The following is a 22291-nucleotide window of genomic DNA, read 5'->3' as shown; positions in this document are numbered from 1 at the left end:
TCAGCCCCGTCAGTCCTGACATGGCCGACCCACCCTCCTCAACGCCGTTGCTGTACATAGTGCTGCACCACCGCCAAGGCATCCCCCTCCGAGCGTCGCGATGGCAGACGGTGGGGACGGAGACTCTCATCACGCTGCCGCTGGAAGCGCCTCGTTCGGTCCGTGGCTGCCCGTAGGGCCTGCATCGCACCGTCTTGCCGTTGCTAGGTTAGGGCAGAGTCAGTTGACCGCACGACGCCATCCGGCCCGCGATGGCGCCGCCAGTCCTGCACACGGGGAAGGTAGCCGTCCATGGCATGGGACGAGTGGGAGCAGCTCAAAGCTGACGCAGCGCAGCGTCAGCAGGGCTCTACGCACATGCAGTTGAACCAAATGGGCGGGGGCGGGCCGACGAGCCGACCGGACACATACGGAGGTCTGGAGGTCAAGAACGACGCCCTCACCAAGGTCGGCAAGGACGCCCACGACCTGTACAACCAGCTGTGGGACAAGGCCCGCGTCCACATCGCGAGCACCGACACCGCCGCAAGCAATCTGTCGAAGCAGGGCTTCGCGCTCGGGACAGGGCTTCGGCACGTCGGGAACCGGTGGGACGAGCAGCTGAAGTCCCTGATGGATGCCTGTGCCCAGATCTCCAACCACATGCAGGTCACCAAGAAGCTCCATGACGGCGACGAGGGTTACATCCAGCGGCAGATGAGCAGCATCGCCATGCTGGACGCCGGCTTCAACGAACGAGTCGGGGAGCCTGGCAAGGAGAACAAGATCTACGGCGAGAAGAGCGAGAAGAAGGACGACTGACGCACCGCGCACGGGACGGCCACCACCCTCTACTCCGCGCGTGGTCGAACCCTCTTCCTTCCTCACCGACTCCCTAGGAACGATCCCCCATGGAACTCGAAGCTCTGCGCGATGCCAACTTCGCCCTGACCGACGATGCCGTCACGGACTGGTCAACGCTTGTCAACAGTCTTGAGCAGCTCAAGAAGGACGCCGAGGACAACCTCCACCAGGGCGCCAACAAGGCCGACTGGGCCGGTGTGAACGCAGGGGTGTCCAAACAGTTCATCGGAAAGACCGCCGGCGAGTTCACCGACGCCCACACCCAAGCTAAGACCATCTACAAGATCCTCAATGACACGGTAAGCGAGCTGAAGGGGTACCACCAACAGCTCCTCGATGCCATCGAGGGCGGCCGGAAGAAGAACCTCACGGTCATCGGCTACGAGGGTGGCTACACCGTCACCACCAACGCACCGCCTGAGGCACGCAGCAAGATGGACCAGGACAACAAGGGCAACATCACCGCGCTGCGTGACCAGATCCAGGGAATCCTCAACAAGGCCACCGAGAGCGACAACTCGGCCAAGACTGTTCTCCAGGCCATCGCCGATCAGAGCAAGCTGGGGTTCTCGGACGCGAATTACACGGACCGGGACTCAGCCGTCGAGGCCGTCAAGAAGGCCGACGAGCTGGCCGCGCTGGCCAAGAAGAACCCCGACGATCTGAGCGTCAAGGACTTCGACAGGCTCAACGCCGGGCTAAAGAAGTACGCCGACGACGAGCTGTTCGCCGAGCGGTTCGCGACCGCGCTAGGGCCGAAGAAGACGCTGGAGTTCTGGACCGGTATCACCGACCCACAGCAGGGCAACTGGGATCTGGGGCGGGAGCGTCTGGAGCAGTTCGACGACTTGCAGCGCAGCCTCGGCATGACACTGGCGCACGCCACGCAGAGCGATTCGGCGGCGATGACCGACTGGAAGCGCACGATGATCGACATCGGCGACAAGCCACTGCACGGCAACCATGGCGGGCCAGTGGGCTTCCAGGTCATGAGCAACCTGATGCGGACCGGCGACTACGACGACCAGTTCCTGAAGGACTACGGCACGAAGCTCATGGCCACCGAGCGAAGGCTCACGGGGAACGGCGAGCAGGGCAACCTGGCGTGGAGCCGTGCCGCCGGGGCTTCATGGCTCAACCGCATCGGGGAAGACAGCGGAGCCGATCCGCTGACTGGGTACCTGAAGGGACTGTCCAACAGCCCGGACGCGGCCACCGAGTTCTTCAACCAGCAGTACGTATCGAAGAACGACCCGGATAATCCGTTCGAGCGTGACACGGATGGCGACGGGAAGAACGGGAAGGTTGCTCTCTCCAACTTCCAGTACCTGTTCGAGGAGCGGGACTGGCCGCAGGAGTGGAACCTGAACGGCGACGAACTGCACACTGGGCAGAACAATCTTGCATTGGCGCTGGAGGCGGCGACAACAGGTCACCCAGCGGGCGAGCTGTTTCCGATGTCTGACACTCCGGGGCATACTGCCGAGCAGACTAAGCTATTCGAGAGCCTCGTGGCCTCGATCTCCGATGACAACGGGCGACTCACCGGAAAAAGTTACATGTCGGACAGCATGGGACAGATTGCATCCGAGTACCTTCCTGACATCAATCGCGCAGCAACCGATGTGGACCCTCATCCGGACAAGAATGATGTCGATGCTCAGCAGGCGTGGAAGCGCATAGAGAACCTGTATCCAGTCGCCGGTTCTTCTGCGGAGATGAATCACCGGGATGTAACGAGATTCCTCTTCGCTGTAAGTCAGAACCCGGAAGGGTACTCCGCCGTTGAGGTGGGCCAGAAGAGTTATATGGCATCCTTGATGGACTACCACTTGAACCCCGACTTGCCCGAGAATCGGCACCCTAATCACGATTCGGAGCTCACCATCCGCTCCATCGCGAGGCATTCGGGCGAAGTGTCGGGAACCTTGGCAATGGGCCGAAACGAGGCCGTGGCATCCGGCGCCGTGGAGAACGACAAGGCGTACGACCACTCTGTGGCCCAGTGGAAGAACACCGTTTCAGGAACAATCGGCCTCGGAGTGGGTATTGGCACTTCCTTTATTGCCTCCCCCGCTGTCGGAGCAGGAGTGGGAGGTGCTGCCGGCACTGTCACCAGCGTTGTCCTGGAACAGTTCTTCAAGGATGCAGAAGGAAGCGCCAAGGATGGCGCCGGACCCAAAATGGGCGAGAATTGGGAGAACGGTCAGGACAGCAATATGAAATATACTCGACGAGCTGCTTCTGAAGCCGCCAGAGCACATGACCATGCGCACCCCGGGGATGTCGCCACCTGGGCAGAGGAAGAGGCCGCACAGGGGTACCTATCCGCAGGGGACTACATGGATCGCGTCGGGCCCGAATTGGTGACCGACATCTGAGCGGCAACGCTCGATCAAGCACACCCCACTCCCATACCTCCTGTTGAGCCAGAACTGAGGAGTTCTTACGTGAACACCCACCGGCTGATGGGCATGTCGATGGCGTTGACGGCGCTCTGTACGCTCGCCGGATGCTCAGAGTCCGAACCTGAACGGGCCTACGACGCTCCCGACGCCCTCTGCGGCACCCGGGTGGATCAATCCACCGTTTCGCAGCTGCTGCCACCGGGCAAGGAGCTCGACGTCCAGGAAAAGAACCCGGTGCCCAGCCGGAAGCGCTGTCAGGTGAACGTTGATGGCGAAGCGGCTCTGAGGGTGAGTCAGGAGTGGTGGAAGCACGGGAGTGGTGTCGCCGACGTTGCGAAGGGGATTCCTCAGTTGGAAACCGCCACGTTGACCGATGACAACGAGTTCATGCAAACGGGCACAGCCGCTGCCAAGCGCGCGCGGTGTGACAGCCCGGAACACGGCGACGGCACTCTCTTCGTGACTGTTCAGGTTTACGCAGACGGCGTTGACGATCCGGCGGCCGTGAAGAGGTTGGCTACTTCGTACGCGCATGCCGTAGAGGGCTCCTTGATGTGCCGCTGATGGAAGCTCAGCAGGCCCCCGTCCGGCTCGTCGCTCCGTCCGAGTAGCTCGGGATCGTGACTGTGAAGGCGACCTCCGCGCCGACGGACGTGACGGAGGCGTGACTCGGACTGTTGCCCGGGGAAGAGGCGGCGTCCGCTCCGAGCTACGGGGCGGCGCCGCCGCCGTGTACGACGATCTCGTTTTCGATCACCTGGCTTGTCGTCGTCTCGTCGTCGCTTCACTTGGAGTTGTCCTCGACCGCCAGGCCTTGGAGTCCCGGCGTGGGCCCCCGCAAGGACGAGTTCGCGCAGGACCTGCGCGAATCGATGTTGATCGGCTACGGGGTCGGCAACGACCGGGAGAACCAGCAGGGAAACCGCCCGGAGACCGGCTGAGGCCGGCGGACGACCGAGGACACGTAAGGATGCGGATAGTGATCAGTCGTAGGCCGGTGCGCGCTGGACTCCTTGCCACGGGCGTGGCCGGCTTGTTGTGCCTCGGGGTCGCCAGTTGTGGTGGTGACGGAGACGAGGAGGTGGCCGACAAGGATGTGGCGGGGACGCGACTCTGCGGTGGCGACGCCGTGTCCGCCGATGCGTCCAAGGCGCTGAAGGTGATCACGGGGACGTCGCGGTTCGGGACCACGGCGGAGACGTCCACCGTCGCGCATGCCGCGACGGAGCTCGTCGAGGCGTGGCCGCGCTCCACCGGAGGGCGCGACGACGTCTGCCGTATCTACACGGCCGACGGCACCTCGGATTTCGCGCTCCGAGTCACCTGGGGGCTGAAGGGCGGCCCCCCGACGGGGACACCGGCCCCGGATTTCACCGTGCTGAAGATGGGGGAGCGCACCCTGGCGGCGGCGAACAGGGCGTCGGTCCGGTTCGCATGCCGCAGCGACAGGTTCCCCGAGTCGACGAAAGCGGCTCACATCGCCATCGGCGTGGAGCGCTGGGGCATGCCGACGGAGCCCGAGGACAACGTTGAGGCGTTGAAGGACGCCTACGCGACCGTGGCGCACTCCTTCTCGCTGGCCATGGCCAAGGAACTGGGCTGTGAGGAGAACGGCGGGCTTCCCGCGAAGCCGGTGTTGGATCCCGCGTAGCCACCGGTGAGGCATCACGGCATGGAGCCTGGCAAAGGCGTGTTCGCGCAGGACCTGAGTGCATCGATACTGAGCCTTTCCAAACTGGCAGTCCTGAGAGCGAGTTGGACAGCCCTGCGCAACAGCGAAGCTCCTGGTAGACGGGTTCTTCCTGATCTGTCCACCCCGCAGCGGAAACTCGACGGCACCCTGCTCCCGATCGACCGCATCGTCGCCGACAGATCACCGACGTCGTGAAGGCCGTCCTCGTCCTTCATCACGCATCAGCGTGAGGTGGGAAAGGGCTCGCTGACCGGCGTCACCGGAATCTGAGCACCCCCCGCCAGGTCCACCCAGCGCCGAGGACGGCGTCGCGCAGAGGGTCGGTCATCTCGCGTGTGGAGAAGCGGAACTCCTCCCCCCTCCCGGTACACGGCTGGGGCATACCCCCGCCCGTACCGCACACTCGCCCCGTCCCCGGAGCGTCGCTCCCAGCGCTCGTCGAGGAACCGCACCTCACACACGTCCGGCACGAACCGCATCCGCGTCCGCAGTGTGATCCTCACCCGGGGAACCTGGCACTCGGCCACGATATCCGCCTTCTCCCCCGGCCTGGCTTCACGTACATGGAACGGCACCTGATCCCCAACGAGCCCGAGCAGCGCGCCCCGAACATCCGCAACCGGCCGGGGAGCGACTCCCTCTTCGGGACGCCGGGTACCGGTGAGCCTGTCGAACATTCCCATAGCCTTTACTTCAGCTCCTGTCTCGTCTCATGGCGCCGGCTCAACTGCGAGAACCTCGCTGCTAGATTCGTCGGCCATGCGATCACGTGAGTACGACCTCGACTTCCGATACAGGTATAGCCGGATACGCGCCTGGGGTATCGGTCTGTTGGTTGTGGCGGCGCTCCAGTGGACGTGGTGTGCCCTGTTGCTGCTCACGCCGTACGAGGTCGATGAGGAGCCCGACGACCGCTACCCCGCGCAGTGCGAGTCACGGTTGTTGACCGATTACGGCACGGCCAACGACGGCCTGCAAAGGGGTGATTGGTGTCAGAACGAACGCGACTGGCCTGAAGCCCTGACTGTGCTCGGGCTGTCCGTTCCGGTGTCGGTCGCTGGTGTGGCGCTCTTCACGAGCGGCAGTGTGAGTCTCCGAATGAGCGCACACGCCGAGGCGATGCGCGAACTGGACAAGTGGGCCGACGCACGGAACGCGTAGCCTGCACGGGTTAGCAGACGGCCGTTTCGGGTGCATCGGCCGGAGCATCGAAGAAGTGCCATGGGATCGTGAGATAAGGGGCCTACAGCGGCTCGGACATCCGTCGTGTCACCCCTCAGGTTTGACGTCCGCCATGATTGCCCCGCCGTCGTGAGTCCCGTACCGCCACCGCCGTGCCGCCGAGGGCGGCGGCCAGGACCAGGGCGCCGACGGCCACGTAGGTGCCCAGGCGAGTGTTGCGTTCCTCGGCGGTTTCGCCGAGGTGGAGAGGGGGGACGTCGGGGGCCTTTGCCCGGGTGCCCGCTTGCTCGGCTGTGGGGGACTCGACCGGGTGTGCCGGGTCCACGTCGGTCAGGGCCTTGACCGGGTCGATCACGCCCCAGCCGACCAGGCGGTCGTCGCCGGGGATGGAGCGTTCGGCCGTCTGCTCGATCTGGGAGATGATCTGCGCGGCCGTCCACTTGGGGTGCTCGGCCTTCAGCAGAGCCGCCACCGCTGCCACGTAAGGGGCGGAGAAGCTGGTGCCGTTGTCGGAGCAGTGGCCGCCGCCGGGGACGGTGGAGACCATGTCGACGCCGGGGGCCGCCACGCCCACGAACTCGCCGGCCTGGGAGAAGGACGCGCGTTCGTTGTTGCGGTCGGAGGAGGCGACGGCGAGGACGCCGTCGTACGAGGCCGGGTACGTCGTCTTGTCCTTGCCTCCGAGGCCGTCGTTGCCCGCCGAGGCGACGACCACCACCTCCTTGTCCAGGGCGTAGTCGACGGCCGACTCCAGGTTCGAGGCGGGTTTGACGGCGTTGGCCGTGTCCTGCGAGATATTGATGACGTCGGCGCCGACGTCCACGGCATGACGGATCGACGTGGCGAGTGTGTCGGCCGTGCCGTTGCCCTCCGCGTCGTTCTGTTTGATGGGGATGATCGTGGCCTCGGGGGCGAGGCCGACGAAGCCGGTGTCCTCGGCGGGGCGGGCCGCGATGATGCCGGCCACGCGCGTGCCGTGCCCGACGCTGTCCGTGGTGCCGTTCGCGTTGCCGCGTTCGATCTTCTCACCCTTGTCGTTCTTGGGGGGCAGGTAGTTCTTGCCCTTGGAGGCGTCGACGGATTCCGTGAGTTGGGGGTTCTTCACGTCCACGCCTGTGTCGATCACCGCGACCTGGACGCCCTTGCCCTTCGACTGCGTCCACAGCTCGTCCAGGTTGACGCGTTGCAGCGCCCACGGCCTGCCCTCGTAGTTCTTGGAGGGGAAGGTGCACTGGCCGCCGTCGGCCGCGCGTGCCTCGGGGGCGGTGGGGAGTGTGAGGGCCGTCGGTGCGGCGATCACCGATGCGGTGAGTGCGGCCGCCGTCAGCGCCCGGACGCGACTGCCGCGCCCGGGGAGGGTCGTCTCGTTCTGCATGATCTCGCTCTCCTGGTGGCCGCTACGCGCCCTGCGGCTGGCGTGCGGCTGCCTCGGACAGGCGGGGTCCCGTGGGCAGGAAGGTCGACCACTGCGCCGGTACGGGTGAGGGGTTCACGTCCTCGTAGCCGAGCCGGGCCTGGGCGATGCGCGCCTCGCTCAGTTCCTGCTCGCGCTTCTTGTCGGAGGTGCCGATGCCCTGGTCGTCGTCGGCACTGTCGCTGTTGGACTGCAGGGCATAGCGCAGTCCCGTGTCGGTGACCAGGAAGACGCCGCCCGCCTTCGTCTCGGTGCCCTGGAACTGGCGGTAGAGCTGTCCGGAGCCGGGTGTGACGTACGCGCTGGAGGAGCCGGTGGGCAGCTGGGCGGGGAAGTCGGTGCTCGCCCAGGTGGACAGGGTCGTCTCGCCGTTCTTGGGGTTCACCGCACGCAGGACGTTGCAGACGGTGTTGCGGCCGGACGTGGCGGAGGAGCCGTCGTTGACCGTTCTCGGTCGGTACGACGGCCAGTTCCGCTGTCCCTCGAACTCGGTGCTGTCGACGACCGCGCCGGGGCTGACCTGCTGCGCCTCGCCGGCCTGTCCTACGCCGACGAGGTCGCCGCTGTTGAGGAGCAGCGTCGCGGTGAACTCCGAGATGCGGGTCACGCCGCCGCTCAGGACGACGTAGTACTGCATGCGCCGGCCGTCGTACGCCTTGATGACCATGCCCACCTTGTCGTGCTCCCCGAGCATGTCGGAGGCTCCCGCGTCCGCGCCGGGGGCGCCCTCGATCTCCGGGATGTCGACCGGGTCGCCCTTGTGGAGGGTGTTCAGCCACTCCTGGGACACCCGCTGCGGGGCGCGGCCCTGGGTGTCGAGGGCCTTGAGGAGTTCCTTGTCGGCGGGGTCGGCCAGTCGGTAGGCGTAGCCGCGCGAGTCGACGACGTACTGGGAGGTGCCGTCCGGTGCGACGACGTACATCAAGTCGCCCCCGGAGAGCTTCTTCGAGCCCTCCGTCTTGGACCACTCCTTCTCGGCGAGGACGAACGCAGCTTTCTGGGTGCCCCGGCCGCCGGGACCGGGGCGCTCGCAGACGGCCCACCGCTTGGTGGTCTCGGCCTCGTCGGGCGAGGGCAGGCGGTCGGGTGCGTAGGGGATGCCGATCGTGGCGCCATGCGGTGGTCTGCCGCTGTCGAGGACGTTCTCGTCGACCGTGATGACCTTCTCCTTGCCGGGATCGAGGAGGAGTTTCGCGGAGGCCATGTTGAGGACCGGGTGCAGTTGCCTCTTCCCGTCGGTCTTCAGCACGACGTAGCGGGTCGTGGAGTCGCTGGCCACGATCACGTTCTCCCCCACCTTGTCCCAACCCTTGGGCGCCGTCGGGCTGAACAGACCGATCGCTCCGAACACGGCGAGGACGACGATGCCGACGACGGCACCGGGGACAACCGCCCTCAATGGTCTGGGCGCTCCTTCTTCCGAACCCGAGGGGGAAGGTTGCAGGAAGGACGCGAGTGTGCGGCGCTTCGCGAAGGTGTAGGCGTTCAGTTCATCACGCCGTGATGCCATGTGTTTTCGTTCTCTCCCCGTGTGGCGGCGTGGTGGAGCGGTGGGATGCGGCGCTCGGCCCTGATCCGTCTCCCGCTCCGACTGCCTCCGGAATCCCGGCTGTCAGACCCGGCCCCTACTATGCCTGGTGCGGGATGGTGCATGGGGCACGGGTAGGCTTCTGCAGCCCTGCCGTGTGCTGAACGCGTTGTCTCTGGGGAGAGTTCGGGGGAATTGGAGTAATGGCTTCCGCACCACAGACCCGGTCCCGGTCCCGGTCGCGGTCCCGGTCACGACCGGCGTCCCGGTCACGACCGATGTCCCGACGGCCTGACGCCGCGGCGGGCGCCCAGGTGCCGGCCTCGGCCGCCACGGGCCCTGTCACGCCGCATCTGCAGGCCCGTCGGGCACGGGGCGGTTCCTTTGCCCTGCAGCGGATGGTGCTGCTGGAGCTGGCCGTCGCGCTGACGGTGTGCGGCTGGCTCATCGGGTCCCTCGTGCTGGTGCCGTCGGTCGTCGTCGCTGTCGTGTTGGTGCTTCTGGCAGTGGTACGTCGTCGGCGGCAGTCCCTGCCGGAATGGCTGGCCGGCCACATGGCACTGCGCGCCAGACTCCGCAGAGCCGCGAACACCCCGGTGGCGCAGGGCGTCGACGCCGGCCTGGCACCGGCCGTGGAGTGCGAGCCGAACCTGCGCACGTACAGCTACGTCCACCGGGATGGCCGCGACCGGCGGCCGGTGGGCATGCTGGGCGACGGAGGTTTCCTGACCGCCGTGCTCCAGGTGGAGGCCGACGCCGGGGCACTGCGCGCCGACCGCGGCCGCAGACCGCTGCCCCTCGCCCTGGTCCGGGACGCGCTCGACGTGGACGGCATCCGCCTGGAGTCCGCGCAGGTCGTACTGCATACCCAGACCGCGCCCGCGCCCCACCTGCCGCGGCAGTCGGTCGTGGTGACCAACTACGCGCAGTTGCAGTCGGGGAACGTTTCTCCCGCCGTCCGCATCATGTGGATCGCGCTGAAACTCGACCCTGAGCTGTGCCCGGACGCGGTGGCCGCGCGCGGTGGCGGACTCACAGGGGCTCAGAAGTGCCTGACACGGTCGGCGGAGCACCTGTCCAGTCGGCTGACGGGTGCCGGGTTCCGGGTCAGCCTGCTGACCGAGGAGGAGCTCTCGGCCGTACTTTCCACCTCGATGTGCGCCAACCCGATGGTGGCCGTCCAGACCGGACAGGGTGACGCGCCCCGGCGCCGGACCGAGGAGTCCGGCCGCAGCTGGCGCTGCGACAACCGACGGCACACCACGTACTGGGTGCGCCGCTGGCCCCAGCTCGGCGGCCACGACGCCGGTTTGCCGCAGTTGGTGGCCAGGCTGACGGCGGTACCCGCGCTGGCGACCACGTTCAGTCTGACGCTTGCCCCGAGCAGTCGGCAGGACGTGACGATCACGGGACACGTCCGGGTTACCGGTCGCAGCAGCACGGAGCTGGCAGATGCCCGCCGGGGCCTGGAACATGCCGCACGCCAGGCGCGAACCGCCCTCGTACGACTGGACCGTGAGCAACTGGCCGGCATGCTCGCCACACTGCCGCTCGGAGGTGCCCGCTGATGACGGCGACGTCACCCGCCGCCCACATCGATCCGACGGGCGCCGGACAGTCCGCCACAGGCCTGCGGGAGCGGCTCCGCGCGGGACTCGGCCTGCTGGGCCCCCGGCACCCTCGGCACACGCTCTCCATGGCCGAGGTCGAAACGCTCGCCCTGCCCGTCGGGGACGACGGTGTCGTCGTGGGCGTCAACAGCGAAGGGCAGCCCGCCGTCCTCGGAGTGAACCGTCCGACGCCGTTCGACATGGTGTTGATCGGCGGACTCTGGACCGCGCAGGTCCTGGCGCTGCGCGTGGCGGCGACCGGAGCGAGGGTCGCCGTGGAAACCGGTCGCGCGGGTCACTGGGCGCAGGTGCTGCAGGCGGTCGGTGGCGGCCAGTCCGGCATGACCGTGCACGAGGTGGGCCGTGTTCCGCCACAGGGCGCCTCGGCGGCGGCGCCGGTGCTGGTCATCCGCGACTGCGGTATGCGTCCGCCGCGTGGGCGGGTGGTCTCCGCGCCGTGGCAGTCGGTGCTGACTCTGCTTCCGTATCTGAGCCCGCTCGCGCCGCGGTTGATGCGCCAGGCGCGCTTGGTGGGCGTGCAGCGCGTCTCGCCGGACGAGTCGATGGAGATCGGCCGTGTGACCGGCCTGCCCCGCTCCGAGTACGAGGCACTGCCGACCCTTGCCGACGGGGTCACTCTGTGGTGTACGGAACGTGACAGGCAGTACGTGATGACCCAGCCGACCGATTCGGAGGTCGGTCTCCTGGGTACGCCCCGGCGGATGGACTGACCCAATCACGTTGACCGGATCACCCCAGTTGCATCCGCTATGCCACTAAAGTTCGCCGCTTTTGCGCCAGTTGTGGCGTTAGATGCGGGCGCGTACAGGGGTACGGGGCCTGACGGGTTCGGGGCGCTCGTGATTAGGCTGGTGTGGTGCGCGACGTCAGAACCCGTGGACCGGGCGTCGGCGTCCCAGGGGGAAGAGCCGGTCATCGGACGACCTCGAACGGCCTTGGACAACTTCGAATGACAAGCAAGGGTCGCCCCAGCACGGCTTGAGGGTGCTCGACCACACCAGGAGGAACTGTGAGCAGCGACCGGGACGGGAACCGCGGGGGCTGGGCTACACCCGGCGATGACCAGCCCGACGCGGAGTCCTCAGTCGAGACGACCGGCGAGTTCACCATCGACTACGCGCCGCCCGCCTGGTACACGCAGAACGCGTCGAGCGAATCGGGGCAGGAGGACGAGGGGCCGGGGGCCGGTTCGTCGTCTGGTTCGTCGTCTGGGGCTGGTGCCTCCGGTTCCGCCGCTCCGGCCGCGCCTTCCGCTCCCACCGCTCCGCCTGCTCCCCGTGGTCCGGTTCCGCCGTTGCCGGGGCTGACGCCTCCGGCGCACGCGTCGCCGTCCGGCGGGCCTTCCGCCGTTCCGGCTCCCGCGCCGGGCGCGCCCTTCACGCCGCCGCCACCCGCGCCCGCGCCGGGTGCGCGGTACACGCCGCCTCCGCCGCCCGGGCCCGGGGCGCCCTTCACGCCGGCTGCGCCGCCTGCGCCGCCCGCGCCGCCTGCCGGGGGGCCGACCGGGGTGCCGCGGTTGCCGGTCGGGAGCGGGTTCGAGCCGCAGCCGCCGCAGCAGCCATCGGCGCGGGCCGAGCCGGAACCCACGCCGGAGCCGACGCCTGAGCCCGAGCCGGAGGTGCAAACGCCGGAGGCCTCGCCCGCGCCTGGCCCGAGTGCGGATTTCAGTTCCCCCACGGCTGTGCCGACCTTCCCGGCCGGAGGGTTCCAGCTCCAGGCGCCCGCTCCCCCTCCGACCCAGGAGCCGGAGCCGCAGCCCGAGCCCGAACCGCACCCTGAGCCCGAGCCGCAGCCCGAGCCCGAGCCGCAGCCCGAGCCGGAGGCCGAGCCGGAGGCCGAGCCCGAGCCGGCCAACGGTGATCTTGAGAGTGGCGCGACCATGCGCTTCTCCGCGGCCGCCCTCCACCGGGAGATCGCCGAGCGTGCCGCCGCGGACGCCGGCACGGACACCGACGACGACGCCGTGGAACCGGAGGACGCCGAGCGCTCCGAGACCGGCGACGCCGATGAGGACACGGACGGTACGGACGACGCCGCTTCCGGCGAGGGCGCCGACGAGGTGTCCGAGCCCGAGCCGGTCGCCCTGAGCGCCGTACCAGATCCCGAGCCCGAGCCCGAGCCCGAGCCCGAGGACAGCGTCCCGGCGGTGGACGAGCCCGAGGACGCCGTGCCCGGCGATGCCCCGCAGGACGCCGTTCCTGAGGACGCGCCGCCCGCGGCGCAGGGTGGGGTGCCGCCGCTGCCTCCGTCGTACCCGCCGGCCGCGCCCGCGCCGGCGCACCAGTGGCCCGCGCAGCCGGCACCCGGCACCCCGGAGCAGCCCGCCGTACCGGCCCAGCGGCCGCCGTTCCAGCCGCAGGCTCCGCAGCCGGCCCCCGCCGCGTGGAACCCGCAGCCCGCTCCGCAGGCCGGTTACGGCTTCCCGCAGCCCGGCGCCACGCCTCCGGTCCAGCAGCCGGGCGGCGCTCCCACGCCCGGGGCCGATGGCGGTTACGGCTTCCCGCAGCCTCCTCAGCCGCACTCCCCCGCCCAGCCCGGTGCCTACGGGTTCCCGCAGGCACCGCAGGGGCAGCCGCAGCCCGACCCCGCTCAGGCTCCGCCGGCCGCGCCCCAGCCGACCCCGCAGGGCTTCGCCCCGCAGGTCCCGCCGGCCCAGCCGATGCCGCAGCCGGGCCAGGCACCGCAGTCACCCCAGCCGCCGCAGGCGATGCAGCCGCCGCAGGCGATGCAGCCCGGCGCGCCCGGTCAACCGGGCCAGCCCGGTCAGCCCGACTATCAGCCGCAGCAGCAACAGCACCCCCAGGTACCGCAGCAGCCTCAGGCACCCCAACCGCACCCGCAGCAGCCGGACACCCCCCAGCCCCCGCAGCAGCCCGTCGACCCCCGGCTGGGGGCCGCCTGGCCGCAGCCCATGCAGCATGACCAGCGGCAGCCCACCAACCCGGGTGCCGCGCCGCTCGGGTACACCGCGGCCGTGGAGCTGTCGTCCGACCGGCTGCTCAACAACAAGCGGCAGAAGGCGAAGAGCAGCCGTCCGGCGGCCGGCGGTTCGCGGTTCAAGCTGGGCGGCAAGAAGGAGGAGGCCGAGCGGCAGCGGAAGCTGGATCTGATCCGCACCCCGGTGCTGTCCTGCTACCGCATCGCCGTCATCAGCCTCAAGGGCGGTGTCGGCAAGACGACCACCACCACCGCCCTCGGCTCCACGCTCGCCACCGAGCGGCAGGACAAGATCCTCGCGATCGACGCCAACCCGGACGCCGGCACGCTCGGCCGCCGCGTGCGCCGCGAGACCGGGGCCACCATCCGCGACCTCGTGCAGGCGATCCCGCACCTCAACTCGTACATGGACATCCGGCGGTTCACCTCGCAGGCCTCGTCCGGTCTCGAGATCATCGCCAACGACGTCGACCCGGCCGTGTCCACGACGTTCAACGACGAGGACTACCGGCGCGCGATCGACGTGCTCGGCAAGCAGTACCCGGTCATCCTCACCGACTCGGGCACCGGGCTCCTCTACAGCGCGATGCGCGGCGTGCTCGACCTCGCCGACCAGCTGATCATCATCTCCACGCCGTCCGTGGACGGTGCGAGCAGTGCCAGTACGACGCTGGACTGGCTGTCCGCGCACGGGTACGCCGACCTGGTGTCCCGGTCGATCACGGTCATCTCCGGGGTCCGCGAGACCGGCAAGATGATCAAGGTCGACGACATCGTGGGGCATTTCCAGACGCGGTGCCGAGGTGTGGTCGTGGTCCCCTTCGACGAGCACCTGTCCGCCGGTGCCGAGGTCGACCTCGACATGATGCGGCCGAAGGTGCGGGAGTCGTACTTCAACCTCGCGGCGATGGTCGCCGAGGACTTCGTCCGCCACCAGCAGTCGCACGGCCTGTGGACGTCGGACGGCAACCCGCCGCCGGTCGCCGCCCCGCCGATGCCGGGCCAGCAGCAGCCGATGCCCGGCCAGCAGCAGCCGGTGCCGGGCCAGCCCCAGCCGGGCCAGGCCTATCCGCAGCAGCCCGGTCAGCCGTACCCGCAGCAGCCCGGCCAGCCATACCCGCAGCAGCCGGGGCAGGTGCCCCCGCAGCACCCGGGGCAGCCCTACCCCCAGCCCGGGCAGCCGTATGCCCAGCCCGGGTACGGGTATCCGCAGCAGGGGCAGACACCTCCTCCCCCGCCGCAGCAATAGCCCCCGGAGTCCCGAAGGCCCGCGTCGTCCCGGACGACGCGGGCCTTCGCGTGTGCGCGGGCAGCACCGGTGAGACGCGGGCGTCAGGCTCTCACCAGGGAGGCGCCAGAGGTCTGTGCCAATGAGAGTGACGGGCTGGTCAACTCGCCGTTTCCGCAGGCCACATGGGGTTTGACGGACCGTTGACGCGCGCAGACTGCCGCTGGTAGACACACACTTCATTCCGCGTTCACCACTGTTCAAGCCCGCCTCACGCGAGGGCGCCCGGCGTTCCCGCGTGCGATGACGCGAGGTCAGGTAGTCATGAGCACACACGATCAGCACGGCAGTGGACGTACCGCCCGCCGCCCGTGGAGAGCCCGGCTGCTCGCCGCGGTCGGCGCCTGCGCACTGCTCCTCACCTCCGGGGCGGTGGCTCCCACGGCCTCGGCGAAGGAGGGCGGCGGAGGCGGCGACAAGACGCTCACCGTCGCCGTGGCGCAGAGCGTCGACTCGCTCAGCCCCTTCCTGGCGGTACGCCTGCTCAGTACGAGCATCCACCGGCTGACGTACGAGTACCTGACCAACTACGATGCCAAGGACAACCACGTCATACCGGGGCTTGCGACCGAGTGGAAGGCGTCGCCCGACAAGCTGACCTGGACGTACACGATCCGCTCCGACTCCAAGTGGTCGGACGGGCAGCAGGCAACCGCCGAGGACGCGGCGTGGACGTTCAACAAGATGATGACCGACCCCGCCGCCGCCACCGCGAACGGCAGCTTCGTCGGCAACTTCGCGAAGGTCACCGCGCCCAGCCCGACCGAGCTGGTGATCCGGCTGAAGAAGCCGCAGGCCACGATGACGGCGCTGGACGTGCCGATCGTGCCCAAGCATGTGTGGGAGAAGGTCGGGGACTTCTCGAAGTTCAACAACGACAAGGACTTCCCGATCGTCGGCAACGGGCCGTTCATCCTCACGGACTACAAGCCGGACAGCTATGTGCGGCTGAAGGCCAACAAGGACTTCTGGCGGGGCGCCCCCAAGTTCGACAACCTGGTCTTCCGCTACTACAAGGACCAGGACGCCGCCGTCGCCGCCCTGCGCAAGGGCGAGGTGTCGTTCGTGGCCGGGGCGCCGTCCCTGACGCCCGCCCAGGCCGACTCCCTCAAGGGCGAGGAGAACATCCGCGTCAACGACGCCCCCGGCCGCCGTTTCTACGCCCTCGCCACCAACCCGGGCGCCCGGGCGAAGGACGGCACGAAGTTCGGTGACGGCCACCCCTCGCTCCTTGACCAGCGGGTGCGGAACGCGCTGTTCATGGCGGTGGACCGCAAGGCGATCGTCGACAAGGTGTTCCAGGGGCACGCGGTCGAGGGCGCGGGCTACATCCCGCCGCGCTTCTCGCAGTACTTCTACGAGCCGACTGCCGAGCAGGAGCTGGCGTACGACCCGGCCGAGGCGGCCCGGCTGCTGGACGAGGCGGGCTACCGGACGAACGCCGACGGCAAGCGCCTCGGCAAGGACGGCAAACCGCTGAACTACCGCGTCCTGTGCCACGCCACCGACCCGAACGACAAGGCGGTCGGCAAGTACCTCCAGGAGTGGTGGGGCGAACTCGGCATCTCGATCACCCTCAACTGCCTCGACAACGTGACCGACCCGTGGCTGGCCGGCAAGTACGACCTCGCCTTCGACGGCTGGTCCGTCAACCCCGACCCGGACTTCGTGCTCTCCATCCACACCTGTGGGGCGCTTCCGGCGACGCCCAAGGACACCGGCGCCACCGACAACTTCATCTGCGACAAGAAGTACGACGAGCTGTACGCGCGGCAGTTGGGCGAGTACGACGCCGGAGAGCGCGCGGACCTCGTCAAGCAGATGCAGTCCCGGCTCTACGACACCGGCTACATGAACGTCATGGCGTATCCGAACGCGGTCGAGGCCTACCGCACGGACCAGATCAAGTCGATCACCACGATGCCGTCCGACGCGGGCAACATCTACGGCCAGGACGGGTACTGGAGCTGGTGGTCGGCCGTCCCCGCGGACTCCGGTGACTCCTCGGGCGGTTCGTCGTCGACGGGCACCGTGATCGGTATCGTCGCGGGTGTCGTCGTCCTCGCCGGTCTCGGAGTGCTCTTCGCCGTCCGCCGCCGGGCGACGGCGGACGACCGTGAGTAGCGCGACGGACTCCGCACCCCTCGCCGCGACCGGCCCCGCGCTCGGGAAGCGGCCGTCCGGGCCGTCGCGGGGGCGCGGGGGCAGCGGGTACCCCCGGTACGTAGCGGGGAAGCTGGGCGGAGCGGTCGTCTCCCTCTTCGCCGTCCTGGTCACCAGCTTCTTCCTCTTCCGGCTGATCCCCGGCGACCCGGTGAAGTTCATGACCGGTGGCCGTCCGGTCTCGGCCGAGCAACTCGACATCTATCGGCAGGAGTTCGGGCTCGACCTGCCGCTGTGGCAGCAGTTCACGGACTACTGCCTCAAGGCGCTGAGCGGGGACCTGGGCACGTCGTACCAGTTCCACGCGCCCGTCGTCGACAAGATCGTCGAGGCGCTGCCGAACACGCTGCTGCTCACCGGCACGGCCTTCGTGATCTACACCGCGCTGGGTGCCTTCCTCGGCACCCGGTCGGCGTGGCGGCACGGGGGGCTGGGTGACCGGCTCAACACCGGTCTCGCGCTGACGCTCTACTCCATCCCGTCCTTCTGGCTGGGGCTGCTGCTCATCATCGTCCTGTCGGTCGGTGTGGACCCGATCCCGGGCCTGTTCCCGACCGGCGGCATGGAGTCGGGCGGCGAGGAGGGCTTCGCCTACCTGCTCGACGTCGCCCACCACCTCGTCCTCCCCGTGGTGACGCTGGTCGCCGTGGAGTACGGGCAGACGCTGCTGGTCACCCGGTCGGCGCTGCTGGACGAGATGGGCGGCGACTATCTGACGACCGCGCGGGCCAAGGGGCTCAGGGACGACCTCGTGCGCCGCCGGCACGCCGTGCCCAACGCAATGCTGCCGACCGTGACGCTGGTCTTCGTCAACCTGGGCCGGACCGTGGCGGGCGTCATCCTCGTCGAGACGGTCTTCTCCTGGCCGGGGCTCGGCGGGCTGTTCTACCAGGCGCTCAGTGTGCCCGATCTGCCGTTGGTGCAGGGGCTGTTCTTCGCCTTCGCCGCCGCGGTGATCCTGATGAACACGCTGGCCGACCTCTTGTATCCGCTGCTCGACCCGAGGGTGGGCCGATGACCGCCGAGACCACCGAGACCCCTGCGGAGCCCTCCGGGAAGGCGGGTGCGCCGGGTCCGCGCGCGCTCGCCCGGCGGCGGCGACGTGCCTCCGTCGCGCGCTTCTGGAAGGAGTACCGCAGACACCGGGCGGGGCTGTTCGGGCTGGCCGCGCTGACGCTGTTCGTGCTGATCGCGCTGACCGCGCCGCTGACGGTCGGGTCGGACGTGGACAGCGTGACCGACGCGCCGGGGCAGCCGCTGGAGAGCCCGAGCGGGCAATTCCCGCTGGGCACGGACCAGTTCGGGCGGAACCTGCTCGGCCTGCTGATCTGGGGCTCGCGCGTGTCCCTGCTCGTCGGGCTGCTCGCGGCCGCGCTGTCGGTGGCGATCGGGGCGGTCATCGGGATCACGGCCGGGCACTTCCGCGGGTGGTACGCCACGGTGATGATGCGGATCACGGACTGGTTCCTGGTGATGCCGACGCTGGTGCTGGCGATCGTGCTGGCGACGGTCATGTCCCGTTCCCTCGGCACGATCGTGCTGGCGATCGGTGTGACCACGTGGCCGACCACGGCGCGGCTGGTGCGGGCGCAGACGCTGGCGGTGGAGTCACGGCCGTACATCGAACGCGCGAAGGCGCTCGGGGGCGGGCACTGGCACATCATGTCCCGGCACGTGCTGCCCAATGTCATGCCGCTGGTCCTCGCCCAGACCACGCTGATCATCTCCTCCGCGATCCTGGCCGAGGCGACGCTGGCCTTCCTCGGGCTCGGGGACCCGACGGTGGTGTCCTGGGGCGGGCTGCTGCAGGACGCGCGGGAGGCCGGGTCGGTGAGTTCCGGCGACTGGTGGTACCTGGTGCCGCCGGGCGTCGGGATCGCGGTCGTGGCGCTGGCGTTCACCCTGTGCGGGCGCGCGGTGGAGGCGGTTCTCAATCCCAGGCTGGGGGTGTCCCGTTGAGTCTGCTGGAGGTCCGGGACCTGAAGGTGACGTACGCCGGTGGCGCCGCCGCCGTGCGCGGGGTCGACCTGCGCCTCGACGCGGGCGAGAAGCTCGGCATCGCGGGCGAGTCCGGCTGCGGCAAGTCCACGCTGGCGCTGGCGCTGCTGCGGCTGCTGCCGGCCGGGGCCCGGACCGGCGGGGAGATCCTGCTGGACGGCGAGGACGTGCTGACCATGAAGTGGGGCCGGCTGCGGGCGGTGCGCTGGGCGGGGGCGTCGATCGTCTTCCAGGGCGCGATGCACTCCCTGAACGCCGTGCACCGCATCGGTGACCAGATCGCCGAGCCGGTCCTGCTGCACCGCGGGGCCACGGCGGCCGGCGCGCGCAAGAGGACGGGCGAGCTGTTGGAGCAGGTGGGGCTGCCCGCGTCCCGGGCGAGCGCCTACCCGCACGAGCTGTCCGGCGGGCAGCGGCAGCGCGTGATGATCGCGATGGCGCTGGCCTGCGACCCGCGTCTGATCGTCGCCGACGAGCCGACCACGGCGCTCGACGTGATGATCCAGGCGCAGATCCTGCGGCTGATCGAGGGCTTGGTGGGCGAGCAGAACGTCGGCCTGATCATGATCAGCCACGACCTCGCCGTCCTGGCCGACACCTGCGACCGCCTCGCGGTGATGTACGCGGGCCGGGTGGTCGAGGAGGGCCCGGCCCGGCAGGTCTACGAGGACGCGCGGCATCCGTACGGCCGGGCGCTGTCGGAGGCGTTCCCGACGATCGGCGACCCGGCCTCGCGGTTCGCACCCCGCGGCCTGCCCGGCGACCCGCCCGACCCGACGGCGGTGCCCTCCGGCTGCGCGTTCCACCCGCGATGCCCGGTCGCACTGGACCTCTGCGCCACCGAGGACCAGGCCCTCCGCGAGACGGGAACGCGCCGGCGGGCGGCTTGCGTCCACGTGGGCGCCGGGGCCACGGCGGTGTCCGCCGACGCCAGATCGTCGGGGAAGCCCGAGGGGGCCACCGACAGCGGGGCACGTGACGGCACGGCCGCGCCCGGCGGCACGAGCACGCCCGGTGGCACGGAGACGGGCGACGGCCTCAAAGCCACGGACAGCGGAGCGCCCAACGACTCCGGCACGCCCGGCGGCACCGGCACAACCGGCGGCGCGAGTCCCTCCGGTGGCGCCGCGACGAACGACGGAGTGAGGAGCAGTACCCCATGACGAGCACCACACCCCCGTTGCTGAGCGTCCAGGGGCTGCACGTCACGTTTCCCGGCAGGCGCGGGGCGGCCGACGCGCGGGCCGTGGACGGGGTCGACCTCGACATCCGGCGGGGTGAGATCGTCGCGCTGGTCGGCGAGTCGGGCTGCGGCAAGACGACACTCGCGCGTGCCCTGCTCGGCCTGGTCCCGCCGACCGGGGGCCGGGTCACCTTCGACGGCGCCCCGCTCGCCCGCTCGGGCCGTGCGCTGAAGGCGTACCGCAGGCGGGCCCAGCTGGTCCTCCAGGACCCGAGCGGCTCGCTGAACCCGCGGCACACGGTGTACGACATCGTCGCCGAGGGCCTGCGCATCCACGGTCACGCGGGGGACGAGCGGTCGGCGGTCGCCGAGGCCCTGTCCCGAGCCGGGCTGCGGCCACCCGAGCGGTTCTTCCTGCGCTATCCGCACGAGCTGTCCGGCGGCCAGCGGCAGCGGGTCGTCATCGCGGGCGCGCTGGTCCTGGAGCCGGAACTCCTCGTCGCGGACGAACCGGTGGCCTCCCTCGACGCGTCGGTGCGCGGTGAGATCCTCGCGCTGCTGCTGCGGCTGCGCACCGAACTGGGCCTGGCGGCGCTGGTCGTGACCCACGACCTGGGCCTGGCCTGGAACATCGCCGACCGGGTGGCGGTGATGTACCTCGGCCGGATCGTCGAGACGGGCCCGGTGGAGCGGGTGCTGACGGCGCCGCGGCATCCGTACACGCAGGCGCTGCTGTCGGTTCTGCCGGAGGCGCCGGGCACGCCGGTCGTGCTCACCGGTGAGCCCCCGGACCCGTCGTTCATCCCCTCCGGCTGCCGCTTCCACGTCCGCTGCCAGGTCCTGGCCGGCGGCGAGGCGGAGCGGGCCGGCGTGGCCGACGCGTGCCGGCACGGGGAACTGGAGGTGCTGTCCGGCGGCGACGAGGCCCAGGTCGCCTGCCACTGGGCCCGGTCGCGGGCGGAATGGCCCACGGCCGGAGCGGGCGACGAGGCGGCCGTCCGGCCGGGCTGAACGTCAGGAGCGGTGGACGTCAGGAGCGGTGGACGTCAGGAGCGGTGGACGTCAGGGGCGGTGGAGGTCCGACGCCGCGATGATCTCGCGGCACCTCTGGACGTCCTGGCCCATCTGCTCAAGGAGCGCGTCCAGCGTCTCGAACTTCGCCTGGCCGCGTACGAAGGCGCGGAAGTCGACGGCGACGTGCAGGCCGTACAGGTCGAGGTCCACGCGGTCGATGGCGTACGCCTCCACCGTGCGCTCGGTGCCCTCGAACTGCGGGTTGGTGCCGACCGAGATCGCGGCCGGCATCGCCTCGCCCTGGGCGTGCAGCCAGCCGGCGTAGACGCCGTCGGCCGGGATCGCGGTGTGCGGGAGGGTCTCGACGTTGGCCGTCGGGAAGCCCATCTCGCGCCCTCGCTGGGCGCCGCGCACGACCACGCCCTCCACGCGGTGCGGGCGGCCCAGGATCTCCGCGGCGCCCTCGACGTCGCCCTGGGCGACCAGGCGGCGGGTCAGGGTGGAGGAGAACGGCTCGCCGCCGCCCGCGTCACCGGTCACGTACAGGTCGACGACCTCGACCTCGAAGTCGTAGACCTTGCCCTGCTCGGTGAGGAAGTCCACGTTGCCCGCGGCCTTGTGGCCGAAGCGGAAGTTGGGGCCCTCGACGACCGCCTTGGCGCGCAGCCGGTCGACCAGGACCTTCACCACGAACTCCGCCGCGGAGAGCTTCGAGAACTCCGTCGTGAACGGCAGGATCAGCACCGCGTCCACGCCCAGGTCCGCCATGAGTTCGGCACGGCGGTGGTGCGCGGCGAGCAGGGGCGGGTGACTGCCGGGGCGGACGACCTCGCTGGGGTGCGGGTCGAAGGTGACGACGACGGCGGGGACGCCCAGCTCGCGGGCGCGGTCCACGGCGTGCTTGATGATCAGCTGGTGCCCGCGGTGGACGCCGTCGTAGGAGCCGATGGTGACGACGCTGCGCCCCCAGTCCTCGGGGATGTCCTCCAAGCCACGCCAGCGCTGCACT

General features: G+C 69.6%; 16 protein-coding genes and 1 pseudogene. 14 read left to right on the top strand and 3 right to left on the bottom strand.

Translation table 11 applies throughout. From position 1 onward, the window contains the following. Nucleotides 1-291: 291 nt before the first annotated feature. The 5 genes from ACFWR9_RS28905 (at nt 292) to ACFWR9_RS28885 (ending at nt 6105) form a co-directional block, all read left to right on the top strand. Complete coding sequence (locus ACFWR9_RS28905; protein WP_383846935.1) at nt 292-801, top strand: hypothetical protein; 510 nt, start codon at nt 292-294, stop codon at nt 799-801. Between the two features lie 89 nt (nt 802-890). Beyond that, complete coding sequence (locus ACFWR9_RS28900) at nt 891-3224, top strand: hypothetical protein (protein ID WP_383846934.1); 2334 nt, start codon at nt 891-893, stop codon at nt 3222-3224. A 69-nt stretch (nt 3225-3293) separates the two neighbouring features. Then, nucleotides 3294-3815 (top strand): hypothetical protein, encoded by a 522-nt coding sequence (locus ACFWR9_RS28895; RefSeq protein ID WP_383846932.1) that lies wholly within the window; start codon nt 3294-3296, stop codon nt 3813-3815. Between the two features lie 406 nt (nt 3816-4221). Continuing rightward, entirely contained in the window at nt 4222-4902 is a 681-nt protein-coding gene (locus ACFWR9_RS28890) for a hypothetical protein (protein ID WP_383846930.1), read from the top strand. 801 nt (nt 4903-5703) lie between these two features. Then, nucleotides 5704-6105 carry a hypothetical protein gene (locus tag ACFWR9_RS28885; protein ID WP_383846929.1) on the top strand — a complete coding sequence of 134 codons (402 nt, stop codon included), beginning with the start codon at nt 5704-5706 and terminating at the stop codon, nt 6103-6105. Between the two features lie 115 nt (nt 6106-6220). Here ACFWR9_RS28885 and mycP read toward each other — a convergent pair whose 3' ends face one another. Beyond that, entirely contained in the window at nt 6221-7501 is a 1281-nt protein-coding gene (gene mycP / locus ACFWR9_RS28880; RefSeq protein WP_383846927.1) for a type VII secretion-associated serine protease mycosin, read from the bottom strand. A gap of 22 nt (nt 7502-7523) precedes the next feature. Next, a complete protein-coding gene (eccB, locus tag ACFWR9_RS28875; RefSeq protein WP_383846925.1) occupies nt 7524-9050 on the bottom strand; it encodes a type VII secretion protein EccB in 1527 nt (508 codons plus the stop codon). Between the two features lie 221 nt (nt 9051-9271). Here eccB and eccE point away from each other — a divergent pair, with 221 nt between their 5' ends. From eccE to ACFWR9_RS28830, 9 genes and pseudogenes are all read left to right on the top strand, one after another. Continuing rightward, nucleotides 9272-10636, top strand: a complete 1365-nt coding sequence (gene eccE / locus ACFWR9_RS28870) for a type VII secretion protein EccE (RefSeq protein WP_383846923.1) — start codon at nt 9272-9274, stop codon at nt 10634-10636. Further along, nucleotides 10636-11409, top strand: coding sequence for a hypothetical protein (locus ACFWR9_RS28865; RefSeq protein ID WP_383846921.1), 774 nt, complete (start codon nt 10636-10638; stop codon nt 11407-11409). The genes eccE and ACFWR9_RS28865 overlap by 1 nt, the downstream gene beginning before the upstream one ends. Nucleotides 11410-11708: 299 nt before the next feature. Next, a pseudogene (locus ACFWR9_RS28860) lies at nt 11709-11792 on the top strand (SCO5717 family growth-regulating ATPase); the annotation flags it as partial. Between the two features lie 588 nt (nt 11793-12380). Next, the gene (locus ACFWR9_RS28855) at nt 12381-14885 is read left to right on the top strand and encodes an AAA family ATPase (RefSeq protein ID WP_383846967.1); all 2505 of its coding nucleotides are present in this window, start codon (nt 12381-12383) and stop codon (nt 14883-14885) included. 303 nt (nt 14886-15188) lie between these two features. Next, nucleotides 15189-17048: an ABC transporter substrate-binding protein gene (locus tag ACFWR9_RS28850; RefSeq protein ID WP_383846919.1), complete on the top strand. Its 1860-nt coding sequence runs from the start codon at nt 15189-15191 to the stop codon at nt 17046-17048. Continuing rightward, nucleotides 17041-18105 carry an ABC transporter permease gene (locus ACFWR9_RS28845; protein WP_383846917.1) on the top strand — a complete coding sequence of 355 codons (1065 nt, stop codon included), beginning with the start codon at nt 17041-17043 and terminating at the stop codon, nt 18103-18105. The genes ACFWR9_RS28850 and ACFWR9_RS28845 overlap by 8 nt, the downstream gene beginning before the upstream one ends. After that, nucleotides 18102-19046 (top strand): ABC transporter permease, encoded by a 945-nt coding sequence (locus ACFWR9_RS28840; protein WP_383846915.1) that lies wholly within the window; start codon nt 18102-18104, stop codon nt 19044-19046. Before ACFWR9_RS28845 ends, ACFWR9_RS28840 begins: the two co-directional genes overlap by 4 nt. Beyond that, nucleotides 19043-20248 carry an ABC transporter ATP-binding protein gene (locus ACFWR9_RS28835; protein ID WP_383846913.1) on the top strand — a complete coding sequence of 402 codons (1206 nt, stop codon included), beginning with the start codon at nt 19043-19045 and terminating at the stop codon, nt 20246-20248. The genes ACFWR9_RS28840 and ACFWR9_RS28835 overlap by 4 nt, the downstream gene beginning before the upstream one ends. Then, nucleotides 20245-21279, top strand: a complete 1035-nt coding sequence (locus ACFWR9_RS28830; RefSeq protein WP_383846911.1) for an ABC transporter ATP-binding protein — start codon at nt 20245-20247, stop codon at nt 21277-21279. Before ACFWR9_RS28835 ends, ACFWR9_RS28830 begins: the two co-directional genes overlap by 4 nt. 51 nt (nt 21280-21330) lie before the next feature. Here the strand turns inward: ACFWR9_RS28830 and ACFWR9_RS28825 are convergent, their stop codons facing one another. Continuing rightward, nucleotides 21331-22290: a bifunctional riboflavin kinase/FAD synthetase gene (locus ACFWR9_RS28825; protein ID WP_383846909.1), complete on the bottom strand. Its 960-nt coding sequence runs from the start codon at nt 22288-22290 to the stop codon at nt 21331-21333. Nucleotide 22291: the final 1 nt, after the last annotated feature.

This window comes from Streptomyces sp. NPDC058534, from assembly GCF_042717365.1.
Classification (GTDB): Bacteria; Actinomycetota; Actinomycetes; order Streptomycetales; family Streptomycetaceae; genus Streptomyces.
This window is presented reverse-complemented; position numbering and strand designations above follow the sequence as displayed.

Excerpts from the sequence above, each read along its gene's own strand:
- ACFWR9_RS28890 (WP_383846930.1), top strand. The coding sequence starts at position 4,222 with ATGCGGATAGTGATCAGTCGTAGGCCGGTGCGCGCTGGACTCCTTGCC.
- ACFWR9_RS28900 (WP_383846934.1), top strand. The coding sequence starts at position 891 with ATGGAACTCGAAGCTCTGCGCGATGCCAACTTCGCCCTGACCGACGAT.
- ACFWR9_RS28865 (WP_383846921.1), top strand. The coding sequence starts at position 10,636 with ATGACGGCGACGTCACCCGCCGCCCACATCGATCCGACGGGCGCCGGA.
- ACFWR9_RS28830 (WP_383846911.1), top strand. The coding sequence starts at position 20,245 with ATGACGAGCACCACACCCCCGTTGCTGAGCGTCCAGGGGCTGCACGTC.
- eccE (WP_383846923.1), top strand. The coding sequence starts at position 9,272 with ATGGCTTCCGCACCACAGACCCGGTCCCGGTCCCGGTCGCGGTCCCGG.
- mycP (WP_383846927.1), bottom strand. The coding sequence starts at position 7,501 with ATGCAGAACGAGACGACCCTCCCCGGGCGCGGCAGTCGCGTCCGGGCG.
- ACFWR9_RS28885 (WP_383846929.1), top strand. The coding sequence starts at position 5,704 with ATGCGATCACGTGAGTACGACCTCGACTTCCGATACAGGTATAGCCGG.
- ACFWR9_RS28905 (WP_383846935.1), top strand. The coding sequence starts at position 292 with ATGGCATGGGACGAGTGGGAGCAGCTCAAAGCTGACGCAGCGCAGCGT.
- eccB (WP_383846925.1), bottom strand. The coding sequence starts at position 9,050 with ATGGCATCACGGCGTGATGAACTGAACGCCTACACCTTCGCGAAGCGC.
- ACFWR9_RS28840 (WP_383846915.1), top strand. The coding sequence starts at position 18,102 with ATGACCGCCGAGACCACCGAGACCCCTGCGGAGCCCTCCGGGAAGGCG.
- ACFWR9_RS28850 (WP_383846919.1), top strand. The coding sequence starts at position 15,189 with ATGAGCACACACGATCAGCACGGCAGTGGACGTACCGCCCGCCGCCCG.